Here is an 18,519-nt window from a genome sequence, read left to right as displayed (position 1 = left end):
AAGCCCGGATCAGGACGTGGGCGCAGCCCTGCCACCTTAGGGCCGGCGCGCAGCGCAGCAGCCGTAGGCGTTCCTACGTTGCGGTCGGCAGCAGGGGCCCGCCACAGCTCTGGGCTCGTTCAAACATCGCTTTAATCGCAGGCCACCTTGGCGCACCAAGGCGTCAGGCAGTCCTGCTCTGCAACGAAGCAAAGCCCCGTACGAAAGCCCAAGCCCACTACGATAAGAGTGACCGCCCGCAGGGCAGTAAACGCGCTTTTTGGTTACTTTTTGTCGCTCGGACAAAAAGTGACCCGCCCAGGAGGGCGGAACCAGGCGGCTCAACGGCCAACAGCATGTCATAAGCAGCGACAGCGGACGCATAAACAGCCGACAGCATGTCACCAACAGCGACACCGGCGCTTGAACAAGCCGAGAGCCTGTCGCTCCTTATATCCCCTCCCCCTTCACCTTCCCCTCCAACACCTCCCACCGCTCCAACGCCTCCAGCAATTCCATCTCGATCTCATCATGCCGCGTTGCGAGCTGCGCCGCCTTGGCCGCGTCGCTGACATAGAGCGAGCCATCCTCCAGCTGCGCCGATATCGTCTTCTGCTCGGTCTCCAGCGCGGCGATGCGCTCCGGCAGGCCATCCAGCTCGCGCTGCTCCTTGTATGACAGCTTGACCGAACGATTGGCGCCGCGCGCCTCGCGCGACTCCTTGCCCCTGGCCGACTCGGCCGCCTTCTGCTCCGGCTTGCGCGCAGCCTGGATCCCGGCGGCGCGGGCCGATTGCTCGACCCAGTCGGAATAGCCGCCCACCGACTCGCGCCACACGCCTTCACCCTCGGCGGCGATGGTGGAGGTCACCACGTTGTCCAGGAACGCGCGGTCGTGAGAGACCAGGAACACCGTGCCGCTGTAGTCCTGCAGCAGTTCTTCCAGCAGCTCCAGCGTATCGATATCGAGGTCGTTGGTCGGCTCGTCCAGCACCAGCACGTTGGCCGGCCGCGCGAACAGCCGCGCCAGCAGCAAGCGGTTGCGCTCGCCGCCCGACAGCGACTTGACCGGCGAACGCGCGCGCTCCGGCGCGAACAGGAAATCGCCCAGGTAGCTCATCACGTGCTTGCGCTGCCCGTTGACCTCGACCCAGTCGCTGCCCGGGCTGATGGTGTCGGCCAGCGATTTTTCCAGGTCAAGCGCGGTGCGCATCTGGTCGAAGTACGCCACCTGCAGGTTGCTGCCGTTGCGCACCGTGCCGCTGTCCGGCGCCAGCTCGCCCAGGATCAGCCGCAGCAGCGTGGTCTTGCCGGCGCCATTGGGGCCGATCAGGCCAACCTTGTCGCCGCGCATGATGGTGGCGGTGAAATCGCGCACCACCACCTTGTCGCCATAGGCCTTGTTCACGTCGGTCAGCTCGGACACGATCTTGCCGGAGCGGTCCGCCTGCGATACCTCCAGCTTGACGTTGCCCTGCACCTCGCGGCGCGCGGCGCGCTCGGTGCGCATCGCCACCAGGCGCTGGATGCGAGATACGCTGCGCGTGCGGCGCGCCTCCACGCCCTTGCGGATCCACACTTCTTCCTGCGCCAGCAGCTTGTCGAACTTGGCCTGCTCGACCTGCTCGGCGGCCAGCATTTCTTCCTTGCGCGCCTGGTAGGCGGCAAAGTTGCCGGGGAAGGACACCAGCCGGCCGCGGTCCAGCTCGACGATGCGAGTGGCCACGCGGTCCAGGAAGGCGCGGTCATGGGTAATCAGCAGCACGCTGCCGCGGAAGGCGAGCAGCAGGTCTTCCAGCCAGCGGATCGCCTCCACGTCGAGGTGGTTGGTCGGCTCGTCCAGCAGCAGGATGTCGGGTTCGGCGACCAGCGCCTGCGCCAGCGCCACGCGCTTCTGCAGGCCGCCGGAGAGCGCGTCGACGCGGGTGTGCGAATCGAGCCCCAGCCGGGCCAGCGTGGTTTCCACGCGGGTGCGCAGCTGCCAGGCGCCGGCGGCGTCCAGCTCGGACTGCAGCCGGTGCAGTTCGGCCAGCGCGGCTTCGTCGTCGTGGTGCTCGGCAACGCGATCGGCCGCGGCCTCGTAGCGCACCAGCAGGTCATGCGCATCGCCCATGCCCTGCGACACCGCGTCGAACACGGTGATGCCCGGCTCGAACTGCGGCTCCTGCGGCACGTAGGCACTGGTCACACCGCTCTGGCGTGCGATCAGGCCATCGTCAGGCGCCGACAGCCCGGCCACGATCTTCAGCAGCGAGGACTTGCCCGAGCCGTTGCGCCCGATCAGGCCCACGCGTTCGCCAGACTCCAGCGAAAAATCGGCGTGGTCGAGCAAAGCCACGTGCCCGAAGGCGAGCTGGGCGTCGGTAATGGAAAACAGGGCCATGGGAAAAGACGACGAATGGAAAGACGGAGCCGGATCGGACGGGGATGGTTGCCGGGCATGGCGCGGCAGCCCGCATTGTAGACGACCCCGGCCGCAGGCGGCCCCAGACACGCGGCCCCCGGGCAGGCGGCCCAAAAAAGAAGGGCCCGCGCACTGCGGGCCCAAGAGTCTCTCCTCGGTGCCCTGCTCGCAAGGCACGCAAACAGAGTATCAATGGGCCCGGTCCCGCTCCAGTCGGACAAATCCGTAAGGGAAAGTCCCGTCAACCCGGCGTTGCTCGCCGGGCACGCTTGCCGCGCCGCCAGTTGTCCGGACCCGGTGCCGCGTGGAACAATGGCTTGTCCTGCACACCCGGGGTGCCGGCACGACAGGCAAGACGACACGCAAGACGACAGGCAAGACAACGCAGAGCCGGCGCCACAGCCGGCCAGAAGACGGAACGGGTGGTTGGCCTCCGGCCGCTGCCCGCGCCGGTTCCAGTCATTTTTGTACGGGGGTTACATGTTCGATCCGGGTCCGGGGCGCCTGCCTTCCTGCGGGAAGCGCGCGCCCGTCTTGTCATGCCCTGCCCTGGCCGCGCTGGCAGTGGCGCTGCTGGCTGCGGCCATGCCGGCACCATCCGCCGCCGCCAGCGCATCCACCACTGCCACCGACCCTGCCGCCGCGGCGCCGTCCGACGTCGCGCCGGTGCTGCGCCGGATCAGGCAGACCGGCGCCATCCGCATCGCCCACCGCGAAAGCTCGGTGCCGTTCTCCTTCGTCGCCGACGGCAAGCCGGTCGGCTATGCCGTCGACCTGTGCCTGAAGGTTGCCGACGCCGTGCGCGGCGCGCTGAAGCTGCCGTCGCTGCGCGTGGACTGGGTGCCGGTCACGCCGGCCAGCCGCATCCCGGCCATCGTCGAGGGCAAGGCCGACCTGGAATGCGGCTCCACCACCAACAACCGCGAGCGGCGCGAGCAGGTCGCCTTCACCATCCCGCATTACATCGCCGGCAGCCGCATGCTGGTCAAGGCGGCGTCGGGCATCAACCGGTGGCCGGACCTGCGCGGCAAGACCGTAGTCTCGACCACCGGCACGACGCCGCTGGCCACGCTGCGCAAGATGGATGAGTCCGGCGCGCTGCAGCTGCGGCTGGTCGAGGCCAGGGACCACGCCCAGGCCTTTGCCATGGTCGAGGCCGGCAAGGCCGATGCCTTCGTGATGGATGACGTGCTGCTCTATGGCCTGCGCGCCAACGCGGCGCGCCCGGACGACTACCGCGTCACCGGCGACCTGCTCACCATCGAGCCCTACGCCATCATGCTGTCGCGCCACGACGCGGCCTTCAAGCAGCTGGTCGACAAGACGCTGGTGGCGTCGATCTATGACCAGGACACGCAGCGGCTGTACCGCAAGTGGTTCCAGGCGCCGATTCCGCCGCACGGCATCCGGCTCGATATCCCGATGAGCTACCTGCTGCGCGACTCGTTCAAGTTCCCGAGCGACAAGGTGTCGGACTGACGTAGCCAGGCCAGGGGAAGGCGCGCCGCATGGACCTTCCTGATGGCCGCGCTGGTGATGGCGGCCACCGGCATGACCGGAGGTTCGACAAGCTGAGGCGCCCGCGCGCGCCCTGAACGACCCTGAGCGTCCCCCCCAGGCGCCGCTACAGCATCATGAAGGCAACGTCGGCGGCGCTGACCGCATCCGGCGGCACGCCCTTGCGGCGCTGGAACAGGATGTGCTGCAGCACGCGGTCGCGGTGCGTGGCGAAGGTCTGCGGGTCCAGCCGCAACGCCATGCGGGCGTAGTGCTCGGCCATCAGCTTGTAGACCCGGTGGCGCACCAGCAGCATTTCGTTTTCTGCCTTGAACCGGCTCATCGTCCCCGTGTGGTCGTCTTCCAGCTGGCGCATACCGACCACCACCCGCGCGTGCATGCCCCGGTAGCGGTCGATTTCCGCATGGGCCTTGCGCAGTTCTTCGCGCAGCGACCGGACCTCCTGCATCAGCTTGAGGTTGTGCTGCACGCCCCGCTGGATGCGCGTGGCTTCTTCCAACGCATGGTCCGCCGCGGCGATGGTGTCCTGCCATGGCGTCGTGTCCGCCTCCAGCGCCTTCTCCCCGGACTGCGTCGTTGGCCAGACGGCCGCGTCTTCGATGCCGGTGTGATTCATACCGCTCCCCTTACCCAAAAGCCAGCCGCCGGCATCGTAAGGTTCGTGCCGGCTTGGTCAGGCCGCAATACCGCGACTGCCTGGTAATGCACGCCCGCGGGGCGTGCCTAGTTCTGTATTTTGTTTCATTGAAAACCGCAATGCCGCTGCGCACAACCACCACGACGGAGGGACGCGGCTTTGGCGCAACATGGCGGCGGCGCTAAGATGCCGGTCTGGCTGCGTTGCCGCCCCTCTTTCCAGCCCCAACCATGAACGGATACCTGCTCCTCGCCCTCGCCATCGTCGCCGAAGTCATCGCCACCAGCAGCCTGAAGGCCTCGCAAGGATTCACGCGGCTGGTGCCCAGCGTGCTGGTGGTGGGCGGCTACGTGGCGGCGTTCTGGCTGCTGATGATGGTGATGCGGACCGTGCCGGTAGGGATTGCGTATGCAATCTGGAGCGGGGCCGGGATCGTGCTGGTGACGCTGATCGCGGTGGTGCTGTACCGGCAGATCCCGGATCTGGCCGCTTGCCTGGGGATCGGCCTGATCATTGCCGGCGTCGCGGTGATTCAGCTTTTTTCCAAGTCCAGCGCGCACTGAACAACGCCATGCCCAGACTGCAGGATGCAACGCCGCTTGGCCTGCTGGCAGCCGAACGATTTACCGCACCTCGCACGGCCCGGGCGTACATGTCACGGTGGAACCCGGCGGCACGATGATGGTACGGCCGCTCGGCGGCGGATCGGAAACGGTGCGTTGCACCGAGATGCAACTGGCGAGCCCAAGAAGCGGCAACAACACTAGTGAACGTACGAGAAGTCCGACGCGTACCATGGCGATCTCCCTGTAGGGCAAGGCCGCTGCCGGCAGGTGTCGGGAACGCAACCTTTGCCTTTGCGGAAGTATAGGCAAGCAAGGCGCAATTGGCCCCCTGGTGATCGAATCGGGATGGGGGAATTTGCCTGAGGCTGTCGCCAAGAATCGAATCTGCATCTGGCCGGATTCACATTCAGACATAGCGAAAGCGGCCCCGGACACAAACGCCGCGTCATTGCCATGGCATAACAATGTATCGTCAATGCAGCTTCGGCCTGCGCGTTTGCGCACCGAAGCTCTGGCGTGCCCGCCTTGCGGTACGGCACATACTCTTTCCGCGAGAAGCCAAGCGATATGTTCGACGACCTGCGCAATACCTACGACCGCGTCTATGTGCCGTTCACCGGCAAGGAATTCCTGCAAAGCCTGGACGATGGGCGCGAAGTGTGGATCTACGGAGAGCGTGTACGCAATGTCGCCGAGCATCCGGCCTTTCGCAACATGGCGCGCATGATTGCCCGGATGTACCAGGCGCTGCACGATCCGGAACGCCACACCGAACTCTGCGTTCCGACCGAATGGGGCGGCTTTACCCAGCGCTTTTTTCGCGCCCCGCGCGATGCGGCCGAGCAGGTGGCGCAGCGCGATGCGATTGCTGGCTGGCAGAAGTGCGCATGGGGCTGGATGGGACGGTCTCCGGACTACAAGGGCTCGTTCCTGGCCACGCTGGGGGCCAACCCGGCGTTCTACAAGGGCTACGAGGAAAACGCCCGACATTGGTATCGCAAGGCTCAGGAGCGGACCTGGTACCTGGGCCACGCCATAGTCAATCCCCCGGTGGATCGCGATCTGCCGCCGTCGGCCACATCGGACGTATTTGTGCGTGTGGTCCATGAAGACGATGGCGGCATCTACGTGAGCGGGGCCAAGGTCGTTGCCACCGGCGCGGCGCTGACTCACTACACCTATGTTGCCAATGTCGACGCCACGCCAGCGCGAGGGCCCAAGTTCATCGTACCCACCAACGCCCCGGGATTGAAGCTTCTGTGCCGGGTCTCGAACGAATATCGGGCCGCGGTACTCGGCAGCCCGTTCGACTATCCCCTGTCATCGCGCCTGGACGAGAACGACGCCATTCTCGTGATGGACAATGTTTTCGTGCCGTGGGAGAACGTCTTCATGCACGGAGAGGTCCCGCAGGCGGACGCCATACAATCCGGCTCCGGATACCTGGAGCGCGCATCGCTCCACGGCTGTACGCGTGTCGCGGTCAAGCTCGACTTTATCATCGGACTATTGGCCCGCGCGCTGGAGATCACCGGCACCCGCGGCCTGTATGGCGTTCAGGTGCACCTCGGCGAGGTGATCGCATGGCGCAACGCTTTCTGGGCCTTGTCTGATGCGATGGCCAAGAGCGAAGTGCCCTGGCATGGCCACGTCCATCCCGATCCGCACTTTGCCGGCGCCTACCGCGTACTGAACCAGGAGGCATTGCCGCGCGTGCGCAATATCATCGAGCAGGTCGTAGCCAGCGGCCTGATTTACCTGAACTCACATGCGATCGACTTCAGCGTGCCCGAGATACGAGCCTATCTCGACAAGTACCTGCGCGGTTCCGGCGGCGCGCCGGCCGAGGAACGCGTCAAGGTCATGAAGCTGCTGTGGGATGCCATCGGCACCGAGTTCGGCGCACGTCATGAACTTTACGAGATCAATTACATCGGCGGCAACGACGCCACGCGGTTGACCAACCTGTCGGCGGCGCAGAACACGGGCAACCTGGACCAGATGAAGGCTTTCGCCCGTTCGGCAATGGATGACTACGACCTGACCGGCTGGACGGTTCCAGACCTGGTCAACCCCGACGATGTCAGTGCGCTTCCGCGCAACCCGCGTGCCGCGGGGCAGAAACGTGGCAATGTCATAAATGACATTGCGGCCAAAACCGCCAAGCCAAATAGAACTGCTCCACCTCGCACCACCGCTAACGGCGCAATCGCCGTACCAGGCTGTTCGGGCCCGAGACGGCGCTGACCCTGCCCTGCCAGGGCCCTGGGACTCCGGCCGCCCGCCTGCTTGTTTGGGGATGGGAAGAAAGCTGAAGCGTGGATGGTCCCGCCGACAGGAATCGAACCTGTATCTAGCGCTTAGGAGGCGCTCGTTCTATCCATTGAACTACGGCGAGGGGACCCTGAAGCAGGAGGGGAGTATATCAAAATCCTCTTGCCGGGAGTCAGCCGACACCGCTGCGGCGCAGATGCTGCATCGGTGGTCCGCGGCACATATCAGAGGACAGAGGAGGAAAATTACGGCTGCAGCGGGGTTATGCCGGGGTGCAGAACAGTGCCGGGGAATTTCCGACAGCTGGTCGCGCCGGTGTCGGTGCCAGCCCAACGCATAGCGACGATCCGCTGATGGCGCGTCGCCGTGCCGCCAGCCGCCAACCCGCGCCGCACGGCGCCCTGGCGCCGACCCGGGCAACGGCCGCGAGCGCTGGCACGCGCCTTGCTGTATTCCGGTACCGCGCCGGCACCAAGCCGCCACTAACTGGAGACAGAAATATGGCCACCCTCGCTATCCACGATCTTGCCAGCTGCCGCGAACTTGCTTCCGACACCATGGCCCGCGTGCGCGGTGCCGGCGGGCAGTGGGTGTTCGGGTGGATCCGCCCGTTCGTGCCTTCATCGCCATTGCCGGCCGGCGCGGTGTTCAACTTTTACGAGATCAATTACAGCTTCTATGCTGATCAGATGAACAACCAGTTCCAGAACATCGATATCCGCAACAACGCGCCCAACTCCAATATCAGCGTCCAGGGCGACCAGGGCGCAAGGAACGACGGCCGCCTGGTCTGAGCGAGCGTCGTGGCACGCCCCGGCGCGACGGGGCAAGAATGGGGCAATAAAGGGGCGCGCGATGCGGAGCGGAGGCTAGATTTGGGTTTCGATTCGCACTTCCAGTGGACCTCGGCGGCCTGTACCGACGTCGGCCGCGTACGCGAACGCAACGAGGATGCGTGCCTGGACCTGCCCGCGCAGCAGCTGTGGGCGGTCGCCGACGGCATGGGAGGTCACGCCGTCGGCGACTTCGCCAGCCAGGCCGTGGTCAAGGCGCTGGCCGCGCTGCCGCCGCAGCCGCTGCTGGAAGACCGGATGGAAGCCACGCGCGCGGCGATGCAGGGGGTTAACCTGGCGCTGGTCGACGAAGCCGCGCGGCTGGGGGTGCGCTGCATCGGCAGCACGGTGGTGGTGCTGCTGGCCGGCGACCGGCGCTGCGGCTGCCTGTGGGCGGGCGACAGCCGGCTGTACCGGCTGCGCGGCGGCGAGCTGGTGCGGCTGACGCGCGACCACAACCAGGTCGAGCGCCTGCTGGCGCGCGGACTGATCACGCCCGAGCAGGCGCGCCACCATCCCGCGCAGAACACCATCACGCGCGCCGTCGGCGCCGCGGCGACGCTGGCGCCGGAGCAGCTGCTGACCGAAGTTGCCGATGGCGACGTCTTCCTGCTGTGCAGCGACGGCCTGAGCAATGAGGTCGACGACCCCGACATCGCCGCGGTGCTGGCGCAACAGGATCCGCCGCAAGCCGCGCAGACGCTGCTGCAGATGGCGCTCGATGCCGGCGGGCGCGACAACATCTCGGTGGTGGTGATCCGCGCTGCCGATCCGTACGGCTCGGACAAGACGCTGGTCAATCCCGAGCTGGACACCTGAGCAGCGCCCCTACTCCTTACTACCCCTTGCTACCCCTTGCTACCCCTTGCTACCCCTTGCTCCCGTCAGCCTGCCGGCTGGCGCGGAAATCCTTGGAATGGATGCCGTGCTTCTTCAGCAGCATCTGCACGTGCGAGCGGTTCATGTCGAAGCGCCGCGCCAGCTCGGCGACGGTGCCGCCGACTTCCTGCAGCCCGCGCTCCAGGAAGGCGCGCTCGGCTTCGTCGCTGGCCGCGCGCTTGGCCTCGCTGAGCGAGGTGGGCATGGCGATGTCGGCCCCCGCTCCCCCTGCTGTTGCCGTCCCCACCACCGCCAGCGCCGCCGGCCTGGGCCGGATGTCCTGCGGCAGCTGCGCCAGGTCGGCGGTGTCGCCAGCCAGGCAGGAAAGCCGGTACATCAGGTTGCGCAGCTCGCGGATATTGCCCGGGTAGTCATAGTGCAGCAGGAAGTCGCGTAGCCGCGGCGTCAGCCTGACCGGCGCGCGCTTGAGCATGCTGGCGGCCTCGTCGCTGAAGTAGGACACCAGCAGCGGGATCTCGTCGTGCCGCTCGCGCAGCGCGGGCAGGCTGACATGGATTACGCTCAGGCGGTAGAACAGGTCTTCGCGGAAGGTGCCGGCCTCGCTCATCTTGCGCAGGTCCTTGTTGGTGGCGGCGACGATGCGCGCATCGACCGAGATAATCTCGTCCGAGCCCACGCGCTGGATCTCGTGCGCTTCCAGCACGCGCAGCAGCTTGACCTGCCCCGTCAGCGGCAGCTCGCCAATCTCGTCGAGGAAGATGGTGCCCGTATGCGCGCTTTCGAACTTGCCGCGCCGGTCGTTGCTGGCGCCGGTGAACGCGCCCTTCTTGTGGCCGAACAGCTCGGACTCGAGCAGGCTGTCGGGGATCGCGCCGCAGTTGACCGAGATGAACGGCTTGTCGGTGCGCGAACCGTTGGCGTGGATCACCTTGGCCATCAGTTCCTTGCCGGTGCCGCTCTCGCCGTCGATCAGCACCGGCAGGTCGGTCGGCGCGGCTTTCTCGGCGATTTCCAGCGCTTCGAGCAGCTTGGGGTTGTCGCCGAAGGTCCCCTCGAAGATAAAGCTTCGCTCCATCAGCGCTTGGCGCCGCTCGCGCGGCATGCGTTCGACCTCCTGCTGCGGCGGCGCGTTCTTGGCCGCGCTGTCGGCCCCGGTTTCGGCAGAAGACGCTGCCTGCACGAAGCGTTCCTTGTGCGACAGCCCCATGACCTCGTCGCGCAGCGTGGTGGCCTGCTTGAGCAGCTTCTCGATCTCGGGCCGGTCGAGGCGCGACGCCCAGCGCAGCGTCGAGCGCAGGATCTCGATCTTCTCGATCAGGCCGGCGAACGACACCGGCGAGGTGACCGAGGCGGGGGTGGCACCCTGGTTGTATAGCTTCATGCTGCGCTCAGTTGCTTCTGCACCAGTTGGTAATACATGCCCTTGCGTTCCAGCAGCTCTTCATGCCGGCCCTGCTCGACGATCGCGCCTTCATACAGCACCAGGATCTTGTCGGCCTGCATGATGGTGCTGAGGCGGTGCGCGATGATGACCGCGGTGCGCCCGCGCAGGATCTCCTGCATGTTCGCCAGGATGTTGCTCTCGGACTGCGTGTCGAGCGCCGAGGTCGCTTCGTCGAACACCAGCAGCCGCGGGTCGTGGTACAGCGCGCGCGCGATGCACAGCCGCTGGATCTGCCCGCCCGACAACCCCATGCCGCGCTCGCCCACCACCTGCTCGTAGCCGAGCGGCAGCTTGCTGATAAAGGCGTGGGCATCGGCCATGCGCGCCACTTCCTCGATGCGGCGCCGGTCCGGGCTGTCGTCGCCGCAGGCGATGTTCTCGGCGATGGTGCCCGAGAACAGCAGGTTGGACTGCATCACATAGCCGACCTGCGCGCGGTAGAACGCCGCGTCGATCACGTTGAGGTCGTAGCCGTCCACCGACATCGAGCCCTCGGTCGGCTTGTAGAAGCCCACCAGCAGCTTGGCCAGCGTGGTCTTGCCCGAGCCGCTGCGCCCGACGATGGCGACCATCTCGCCCGGCCGGATGGTAAAGCTGATGTTCTCCAGCACGTAGGGCGTGTCCTCGCCGCCATAGCGGAAGTACAGATCCTTCATCACGATCTCGCCCTGCAGGTCGGGCAGCATCACGCGCGACAGCACGTCCTGCGGCTTCTGCTCCGGCTCCAGGTCGAGCACGTCGCCGAGCCGCTCCATCGCCACGCCGGCATCGTTGAGCTGGCCCCACAGCGCCACCAGTCCCATCAGCGGCGCCAGCACGCTGCCCATGAAGGCGTTGAAGGCGATCAGCTGGCCGATGGTCAGCTCGCGCTCGAGCACCAGCGTCGCCCCCACCCACAGCACCGCGATGGTGGTCGCGGCATTGAGCAGCTGGCTCGCCAGCCCCACCAGGATATGGAAAGCCTGCGCCTTGTATTGCGCTTCCAGCGCCTTGGTGTACTTGCGCTCCCAGCGCAGCCGCACCGGCCGTTCGATGCCCATGCCCTTGACGGTCTCCGCGCCGCCCAGCGTTTCCATCAGGTAGGCCTTGGCATCGGTCGACGCGGCAAAGACCTCGCGCGCATAGGTCTTGACCCTGGGCGTCACCACCACCGTCAGCGCCGCGATCGGGATCACGAAGGCGATCAGCAGCAGCGTCAGCTTGACGTTGTAGAGGAACATGATGGTGAAGTAGATAAACACCATCAGCAGGTTCAGCGCCGTGGTCACCGTCGACTCGGTCAGGAAGGCGCGGATGGTCTGGTTCTCCTGGAAGCGCGCGAAGATGTCGCCGGTCTTGCGCTTGGCGAAGAACGACAGCGGCAGCGACAGCGTGTGCTTGAAGAAGTGCGACATCATGGCGAAGTCCATGTTGCGCACCATGAAGTTGGCCAGGTACGCGCGGATCGTCGACATCAGCTGCGAGAACACGTTGGAGATGATCAGCCCCACGATCAGCAGGTGCAGCAGCCCCACGTTCTGGTGCACCACCACGCCGTCGAGGATGTTCTGGATGATCAGCGGCGGCACCACGCCCAGCATCTGGATCACGAAGGTCGCCAGGAACAGGTGCGCCAGGATCTTCTTGTACGGCGCCAGGTAGCCGATGAAGCGCAGCCACGGCGAGCGCTGCACCGACAGCTGCGTCATGCTCTCGCCCGGCGAGAACAGCAGGCAGGTGCCGCTCCAGCCGCGCTCGAACTCCTCCGCGCTCATCTTGCGGAAGCCGATGGCGGGATCGGCCACCCACACCCAGCGCGACGAGATGCCGTACACCACCACGTAGTGGTAGCCCTCCCAGTGCACGATGAACGGCAGCTCGAAGCCCATCAGCGAGTCGCGCGTGCATTGCACGCCGCGCGTGGTGAAGCCGAGCGATTCACCGGCGCGCGCCAGGCTGTCGAGCGTGGCGCCCTGCGTGGTCACGTTGGCCAGTTCGCGCAGCTTGCCCAGCGTCATCGGGATGCCGTAGTGCCGGCAGATCATTGCCAGGCAGGCCGCGCCGCAGTCCATTTCCTCGGCCTGCTCGACCAGGCCGAAGCGGCGGATCAGCTTCTCGCCCAGTTCGGGCCTGGAATGCAGGTCCAGCAGCACGGGACGCTTGCGCCGCTCGGCCAGCTTCTTCTGCCGATGCAGCTCGCGGTCGAGCGCGCGGATGCGCTCCTCCAGCACCTCGCGCAGGCGCGGGTTGCGCTCCAGGATCAGCTGCACGGTCTTCTCGGGAATGACCAGCAGGCGCACGTCGGTCTCGGCGACGGCCGCTGCCAGCTGCTCCTGCCGCATCACGCAGGCGCGCTCGCCGAAGATGTCGCCCTGCCCAAGTGTCGCCAGGGGGAACTCGCTGCCTTCTTCGCTGCGCACCACGCGCACGGTGCCCTGGCGCACCACGTACAGGCGCCGGTCCTCGCGCCCGTCCTGCTTCAGGATTTCCTTGCCGGCGCTGACGCGCTTGACGCCCACGCTGCGCACGGCGTCGGCCAGTTCCTGCTTGTCGAGCTTGCCGCGCAGGTCGAACAGCCGCGCGACAAAGCCGCCGGCGGAACTGATCGCGACATAGCTGGTGACAAAGGCCAGCGCGGCCGGGTTGCCCGCGACCACCGGCTCGGCCACGCTGCGCGGGATCATCAGCAGCTCGGTCTTTCCCGAGGCGCGCACCGACGACTCGTGCCGGTACTCGCGCAGCAGCGCGATATCGGCAAAGACCTCGCCAACCTTGCGCACGCCCATGCTGATTTCCTTGCCGTGTTCCTCGTTGAACACGCGCACGGATCCCGACTTGACGATAAACAGGCCGGGCGCCGCATCGCCGGCATTGCAGACGGTATCGCCAAAGCCGAAGGTCAGCACCTGCGCGGCCTCGGCCAGGCGCGACACTTCCTCCGGCGTCAGCACCGACAGGATTTCGACGCCGGCCAGGAACGTGGCCAGCGCGGATCCGCCCTCGGGCCGTTCCGGTGCTGTCGGCGCTGTCGGTGCGGCCGGCGCAGCGGCAGCGGCGGCGCCTTCGCCAGACTCGCTAGCGGGCTTCGATGACATGTTCCTGCGCCCTGCCCATCAGCCAGTCTTCGCGCAGCAGGCGCCGCACTTCCACCGCAACCTCGGTGTCGAGCGTGGCGGGATGCTTGGCGCGCACCAGGAAGACTTCAAAGAAAGAGCGGTCCGGCGCTGGGAACGGCCCCAGCAGGTCGCCCGGCTCCGCGTTGAATACCTTGGCCTCGATATCGGTCTTGAGCGAGCCGCGCAGCACCTTGCCGATCGCGCCGCCGTGCTCGCGCGTGTCGGCGATCGAATGCTCGCGCGCCATGTCGGCGAACGCGTCCGGATCGTCCTGCAGGTAAGAGATCAGCTCCTTGGCCTTGCCTTCGCTGTCGACCACGATATGGCTGACCTCGATGCTGTCGAAGCGCGGCGAGTTCAGCGCAAAGTACTCCTGCACCGCGGCGTCGCTGCAGACCTGCTCCATCATCCGCTCCTGGTACAGGTTGTCGGTGATGAACGCCTCGAACTCGTCGAGGCTGACATTGAGCGCATCGAGGTAGTGGTTCATGTCGGCGGCGCGGTGCAGCCCCTGCACGCGGCGGAACTGGTCGGCGCGCTCCTGGATTTCTTCGGGCGTGACCACCATGCCCTGACGCTTCGCGGCGTGCACCGTCAGCTTGTCGCGCACCATCTGCTCGACCAGACCTTCGAACTGCCCGGTCAGCTTGAGCAGCCGAACGAATTCCTCGACGCCGAGCACCTCGTCGTCGATACGGACAATGCCAGTCATGTCTAGGCTCCTTTTGACGGCCCTATGCGTTAGCACGGGCATCCGGATTGGCTGTTCCTGTATTCCCCCGGCTGCTGCCGGTGCTGCCGGCGGTTACCCCGCCACCTCGCGGAAGGGGTCGAGCCCCAGGTCGATCAGGCGGCGCTCGCGCACCACGATCTCCGCCGTGGCGGTCATGCCATAGCGCAACGGATACTTGTTGTCGGCCACGGTGTAGTAGTCGCGCGCCAGGCGCACCCTGCCCTCGTAGACCGGCTGCTTGTCGGGGCCCGGCTTGGTCGCGGGCGAAATGAATTCCAGCGTGCCTTCGATGATCCCGTAGCGCTGGTACGGGAAGGCGCTGAACTTGAGCTTGACCAGCAGCCCCTCGCGCAGGAAGGCGCGGTCGCGCTCGGCAATGACGATCTTGACCACCGGGCGCGCATCCTTGGGCGCGATCCCGCCCAGCGGCGTGTTGGCCTGCACCTTGTCGCCGCGCTGGGTGGAGGTGACATCGGTGATCACGCCCGACACCGGCGCCAGGATCAGCAGGAAATTGTCCTTGTCGATATTCTCGAAGCGGATGCGCGCGGCGGCGTCCGCCACCAGCCGCGCGGTCTGTACCTGCAGCCGCAGCTTGTCTTCGGTGCTGGCGATCTCGCGCAGCGCCGCGTCGTACTGCACGCGCAGCCCGGCCAGGTCCTGCCCGCTGCTTTCGAGCAGCGCGCTGGCCTGGGTCATCTCGCGGGACAGCCGGGCATCAAGCTCGCTCAGCCGCGACTGCGCCACGCGCAGGTTGTTCTCGGCGTCCTGCGCCGCGGCGCGCTTGGCATCGAGCTGCGACTGCGACACGCCGCCGCCGCCGGGCAGCGCCAGCAGGCGCGCATAGCGGTCCTGCTCCTGGCGCGCAAACTCGCGCGCGCGCCGGGCGTTTTCCAGGTTGCTGCGCGCCTCCTGCAGCTGCGCGCGCTGTTCCTCGGCCAGCCGCGTGGTGCCCTGGGCAAGGCGGTTCTCGTGCTGGCGCGTGGCCACGTCGATCTGCTGCTTGAGCGCGTTGGCGCGGCGTTCCATCAGCGCCTTTTTCTCCGGGAACTGCTTCCATTCGCGCTCGGAATCCTCCAGCTTGAGCTGCGCTTCCAGCGCATTGGCGGCGGCCTCGATCGCGCCGCGCGCGTTCAGCCGCGCCAGCACGTCATCCTTGGACACCGGCTGGCCTTCGGCGACGTACAGGTCGGCCAGCTCGCCGTCGACAGGGGCATAGAAGCGCCGCACTTCCGATTCGGGTGCCAGCGTGCCTTGCGCGGTGACGATGACATCGGCATGGCCGACGAAGGACCACACCAGCCCGCATACCACCAGCGCAAACGTGGTGACGATGGTCAGCATGCCCAGCCGCGACGGTTCGGCGGTAAGCAGGCCGATACCCTCGGCGCTGTGGTCTTCGAGCGCTTCCGACAGCGGCTTCAGGCCGGCCTGGCGGGAATCGTCTTTCATGGCTGCCTCGCTGGCTGCTGCGGCGCGGGGTTCGCCGCGTTGGCCGCGTTGGCCGCGTCACTCGGGGCGGCATCCGCGGGCACCTTGCCGCTGTCTTCGCCGCCGATCAGCTCGAGCTTGGTCTTGAGGACGGCGGGATCGAGCACGGTGCGCAATTCACGCAGCGCATGGCGCTGCTGGTCGGCCTCGGCGCGGATCTCTTCCTCGACCTTGGCCAGCTGCGCCAGGTCCGCACTTTCGCCGGCGCGCAGCTGCGTAAAGATGCGCATGCCCTGGCGCGCATCGTCCTGCGCCTGCGACAGCAGCCGGGCCTGCGCGCGGAACCTGGGCGAGATGCCGGGTTCGAGCCGCTGCTCGCTGCCGATCACGCCGTTGCTGCGGTATTGCTTCCACGCGGCCACGGCGCTGCCCATCAGTTCGCGCGCGCGCCGCAGCGCGCTGTCGCGCACGCCGTTGACATCGGCTTCCACCGCGCTGGCGAAGAACTTGTCTTCGTCGGCGTCGAGCATGGCGTAGAAGCCGAGCAGGCGGTCTTCATAGCCCTTGCTGCCGCGCGCGGCCTGCAGCTCGGCAAACTGCGCCGCCACCTTCTGCTTGTGCGCGAGGTCGCGCGCGAGATCGTCGCTCCATGCGCCGCCCTGGATGCGCCTGAATCCCGCTAGCGCGGTGTTGCTGTCGCCCTGCTGCCACGCGCTGGCCGCACTGGCGTACTGCGTTGCCATCTCCGGCGGCGGCAGCCGCGGCGACAGTTGCGCGAACTGCGCCTGGAACGGCGGCGTGGCGAAGCGGCTGTCCGCCAGCCGCGCCACCAGCGTGCCGGGGCGGCGCGCGCGCAAGGCCTGCAGCAGCGCGGTGTAGCGGTCCAGGTCCGCCTGCACCTGGTCCAGGCCCGCCAGCCGCGGGTATTTCTCGCGATAGTCGGCGATCACCGGCTGCAGCGCTTCCGGCCGATCGCGGCCGAGTTCGGTGGCGATGCTGGTGTCGAGCCGCCCGATCGCCGCCAGGTAGACAGACGCATCGTTCTGCAGCCGGCGCACGTCGCTGAGCGCATCGGCATAGAGGTCGCGGAATGCCGGCACGTCGGCGGCAATGCGGCCCAGCGCGCGCTGGTGCGCGATGGTGTCCTGGTTCCAGTGCGCCAGCAGCTCGCGGATCGGCGCCTCATCGGCGTAGAGGCGGATCGGCGCATCGGCACCCCGCTGCGCGGCATAGCGTTCGAGCCGGCCGATCCATTCGAGTTCGGCCACCAGCGGCCGGGCGTCGGCGTTATTCGCGCCGAGCTGCCGCATCTGCGCGAGCGCGGCATCGGCACCGCCGAAGTCGCCGGCCTTGAGCTTCGCGACCCAGCCGGGCACGTAGGCGCGCAGCAGCGCTTCGGTGCCGAGCGCCTGCACCTCTGCATCGCCGGGATGGCGTGCGAGATAGCGGTCGGCCGCCTTCGCCGCGCCGGCGTAGTCGCCCGCCGCATGCAGGGTCTGCACCGCGCGCTCGTCGGCGCCGCGCCAGTAAAGCGCCGCGCCGGCCAGCACGGCCAGCAGCAACAGCGCGCCGCCCCAGCGCGCGGCGCGCCGCAGGCGTGCGCCGTCGTCGAGGCCGAAGCTGCGCGCCGCCTCCGCCAGCAGCAGCGCAATGCGTCCGCGCTTGCGCGGCGGATGCGCGCGGTCTGGCGCGGCGGTCGCGGCAGCGGCCTGGGCTTCGGCGTCGGCGTTGACTTCGTCTTCCTGGTGCGAGGCGTAGTCGACGCAGAAGATGTCCAGGAAGGAATCGGCGGCGCCGACAAAGGTGGTGCGGTCATCTTCGTCGTGTGCGGCGTCGTGTGCGGCCGGTTCAGCCGGCACCTGCGCCGGTACGGCGGGCTCCAGCGTGGTCCGCGTCGCGGTGGCATCGTCGTCGCCGGCGCGGCGGACCTCGGCCTTGTAGACGAAATGGCTGCCGCCGAACGCAATGCGGTCGCCGTTGTCCAGCGGCACGCCGTGGTCCGCCAGGCGCCTGCCGTTGACGAAGGTGCCGTTGGTGCTGCCCAGGTCTTCCAGGAACGGCACGCCGCCCTTCAGGTACACGTGCGCGTGCCGGCGCGACAGGTAGTTGACCTGCTGCGGATAGTTGTCGCGATAGCGCGCAAAGGCATCGTCGGCCTTGCTGATCAGGTACGGGAAGCCGTCGACATGAATCGGCTGCAGCCCGACATCGTCGCGTTCCGGCAGCAGCGTCAGCGCGACCCGCGGCGGCTCCGGCTGCGGTGCCCGCGGCGACAGCCGCACGCGGAACGACAGCGCCGGGCCGAATGCCAGCTCGTCGCCATCGCGCAGTTGCGCCGGCTGCCGCGCCACCGCCGCGCCGTTCACGCGCGTGCCGTTCTTGCTGCCCAGGTCGGCAACATAGACCGCGCCTTGCTCGGCAAAGATGCGCGCATGGCGCCGCGACAGCGGCGCCGCGAGGTCTTCGGGATAGGCGGCGAATGGCAGCTCGGTGCGGCCGACCGGGAACAGGTCTTCGTCGATGCGGATCTCGCCCAGGTCCGGCCGCGAGACCGGCGTCAGGAACACATCGAATTCCCTTGCCAGTTCCTGGCTCGACTCCCGAGCGATCCCCTGGGCCATTTTCACCGGCATTTCCATGATCAGTGCTTCGTCAGGAGCCATGTTTCCAGGGAGCCAACAGCGCGGCTGCCGCGGCGGCCGGCCAAGGGGGGTGAAGCGACTAAGAACATAGTAGGCGACGGCTTAGGCTAGTCAATCGGCTGCG

The 18,519-nt window shown here is 67.2% G+C and carries 12 protein-coding genes and 1 tRNA gene; 5 read left to right on the top strand and 8 right to left on the bottom strand.

Features of this window, described 5'->3' with window-relative positions; translation table 11 throughout:
• Nucleotides 1-429: 429 nt before the first annotated feature.
• Nucleotides 430-2,361, bottom strand: a complete 1,932-nt coding sequence (locus IPF36_RS03935) for an ATP-binding cassette domain-containing protein (RefSeq protein ID WP_195427352.1) — start codon at nucleotides 2,359-2,361, stop codon at nucleotides 430-432.
• A 606-nt stretch (nucleotides 2,362-2,967) separates the two neighbouring features.
• Here IPF36_RS03935 and IPF36_RS03930 point away from each other — a divergent pair.
• The gene (locus tag IPF36_RS03930; protein WP_135706296.1) at nucleotides 2,968-3,861 is read left to right on the top strand and encodes an amino acid ABC transporter substrate-binding protein; all 894 of its coding nucleotides are present in this window, start codon (nucleotides 2,968-2,970) and stop codon (nucleotides 3,859-3,861) included.
• A 145-nt stretch (nucleotides 3,862-4,006) separates the two neighbouring features.
• Here the strand turns inward: IPF36_RS03930 and IPF36_RS03925 are convergent, their stop codons facing one another.
• Nucleotides 4,007-4,516 carry a hypothetical protein gene (locus IPF36_RS03925; protein ID WP_135705604.1) on the bottom strand — a complete coding sequence of 170 codons (510 nt, stop codon included), beginning with the start codon at nucleotides 4,514-4,516 and terminating at the stop codon, nucleotides 4,007-4,009.
• A 251-nt stretch (nucleotides 4,517-4,767) separates the two neighbouring features.
• Here IPF36_RS03925 and IPF36_RS03920 point away from each other — a divergent pair, with 251 nt between their 5' ends.
• Nucleotides 4,768-5,100 (top strand): multidrug efflux SMR transporter, encoded by a 333-nt coding sequence (locus IPF36_RS03920; RefSeq protein WP_133093043.1) that lies wholly within the window; start codon nucleotides 4,768-4,770, stop codon nucleotides 5,098-5,100.
• 570 nt (nucleotides 5,101-5,670) lie between these two features.
• On the top strand, nucleotides 5,671-7,350 hold the full coding sequence (locus IPF36_RS03915; RefSeq protein WP_195427351.1) for a 4-hydroxyphenylacetate 3-hydroxylase N-terminal domain-containing protein: 1,680 nt from the start codon (nucleotides 5,671-5,673) through the stop codon (nucleotides 7,348-7,350).
• Between the two features lie 76 nt (nucleotides 7,351-7,426).
• Here the strand turns inward: IPF36_RS03915 and IPF36_RS03910 are convergent.
• Nucleotides 7,427-7,501, bottom strand: a tRNA-Arg gene (locus IPF36_RS03910).
• 376 nt (nucleotides 7,502-7,877) lie between these two features.
• Between IPF36_RS03910 and IPF36_RS03905 the strand changes: the two genes are divergently transcribed.
• Together IPF36_RS03905 and IPF36_RS03900 are read left to right on the top strand one after the other, a co-directional pair.
• Nucleotides 7,878-8,171 (top strand): hypothetical protein, encoded by a 294-nt coding sequence (locus IPF36_RS03905; protein ID WP_133093045.1) that lies wholly within the window; start codon nucleotides 7,878-7,880, stop codon nucleotides 8,169-8,171.
• Nucleotides 8,172-8,252: 81 nt separating this feature from the next.
• Nucleotides 8,253-9,029, top strand: a complete 777-nt coding sequence (locus tag IPF36_RS03900) for a PP2C family serine/threonine-protein phosphatase (protein ID WP_133093046.1) — start codon at nucleotides 8,253-8,255, stop codon at nucleotides 9,027-9,029.
• 49 nt (nucleotides 9,030-9,078) lie between these two features.
• Here IPF36_RS03900 and IPF36_RS03895 read toward each other — a convergent pair whose 3' ends face one another.
• The 5 genes from IPF36_RS03895 to IPF36_RS03875 all read right to left on the bottom strand — a co-directional run bounded on the left by IPF36_RS03895 (nucleotide 9,079) and on the right by IPF36_RS03875 (nucleotide 18,416).
• The gene (locus IPF36_RS03895; protein WP_133093047.1) at nucleotides 9,079-10,431 is read right to left on the bottom strand and encodes a sigma-54-dependent Fis family transcriptional regulator; all 1,353 of its coding nucleotides are present in this window, start codon (nucleotides 10,429-10,431) and stop codon (nucleotides 9,079-9,081) included.
• Nucleotides 10,428-13,568 carry a peptidase domain-containing ABC transporter gene (locus tag IPF36_RS03890; RefSeq protein WP_240745890.1) on the bottom strand — a complete coding sequence of 1,047 codons (3,141 nt, stop codon included), beginning with the start codon at nucleotides 13,566-13,568 and terminating at the stop codon, nucleotides 10,428-10,430. Before IPF36_RS03890 ends, IPF36_RS03895 begins: the two co-directional genes overlap by 4 nt.
• Entirely contained in the window at nucleotides 13,549-14,301 is a 753-nt protein-coding gene (locus IPF36_RS03885; protein WP_133093048.1) for a peptidylprolyl isomerase, read from the bottom strand. The genes IPF36_RS03890 and IPF36_RS03885 overlap by 20 nt, the downstream gene beginning before the upstream one ends.
• Before the next feature lie 93 nt (nucleotides 14,302-14,394).
• A complete protein-coding gene (locus tag IPF36_RS03880; RefSeq protein ID WP_133093049.1) occupies nucleotides 14,395-15,774 on the bottom strand; it encodes an HlyD family efflux transporter periplasmic adaptor subunit in 1,380 nt (459 codons plus the stop codon).
• A complete protein-coding gene (locus tag IPF36_RS03875) occupies nucleotides 15,771-18,416 on the bottom strand; it encodes an FHA domain-containing protein (protein ID WP_135705607.1) in 2,646 nt (881 codons plus the stop codon). The genes IPF36_RS03880 and IPF36_RS03875 overlap by 4 nt, the downstream gene beginning before the upstream one ends.
• Nucleotides 18,417-18,519: the final 103 nt, after the last annotated feature.

The sequence above is a fragment of the Cupriavidus sp. IK-TO18 genome, from assembly GCF_015549295.1.
GTDB lineage: Bacteria > Pseudomonadota > Gammaproteobacteria > Burkholderiales > Burkholderiaceae > Cupriavidus > Cupriavidus oxalaticus_A.
Note: the sequence above shows the minus strand (reverse complement) of the source record. Positions and strands in the feature narration are given on the sequence as shown.

Coding starts and splice junctions, on each gene's coding strand:
- IPF36_RS03915 (WP_195427351.1), top strand. CDS start 5,671: ATGTTCGACGACCTGCGCAATACCTACGACCGCGTCTATGTGCCGTTC.
- IPF36_RS03890 (WP_240745890.1), bottom strand. CDS start 13,568: ATGTCATCGAAGCCCGCTAGCGAGTCTGGCGAAGGCGCCGCCGCTGCC.
- IPF36_RS03930 (WP_135706296.1), top strand. CDS start 2,968: ATGCCGGCACCATCCGCCGCCGCCAGCGCATCCACCACTGCCACCGAC.
- IPF36_RS03905 (WP_133093045.1), top strand. CDS start 7,878: ATGGCCACCCTCGCTATCCACGATCTTGCCAGCTGCCGCGAACTTGCT.
- IPF36_RS03935 (WP_195427352.1), bottom strand. CDS start 2,361: ATGGCCCTGTTTTCCATTACCGACGCCCAGCTCGCCTTCGGGCACGTG.
- IPF36_RS03885 (WP_133093048.1), bottom strand. CDS start 14,301: ATGACTGGCATTGTCCGTATCGACGACGAGGTGCTCGGCGTCGAGGAA.
- IPF36_RS03895 (WP_133093047.1), bottom strand. CDS start 10,431: ATGAAGCTATACAACCAGGGTGCCACCCCCGCCTCGGTCACCTCGCCG.
- IPF36_RS03920 (WP_133093043.1), top strand. CDS start 4,768: ATGAACGGATACCTGCTCCTCGCCCTCGCCATCGTCGCCGAAGTCATC.
- IPF36_RS03925 (WP_135705604.1), bottom strand. CDS start 4,516: ATGAATCACACCGGCATCGAAGACGCGGCCGTCTGGCCAACGACGCAG.
- IPF36_RS03875 (WP_135705607.1), bottom strand. CDS start 18,416: ATGGCTCCTGACGAAGCACTGATCATGGAAATGCCGGTGAAAATGGCC.
- IPF36_RS03880 (WP_133093049.1), bottom strand. CDS start 15,774: ATGAAAGACGATTCCCGCCAGGCCGGCCTGAAGCCGCTGTCGGAAGCG.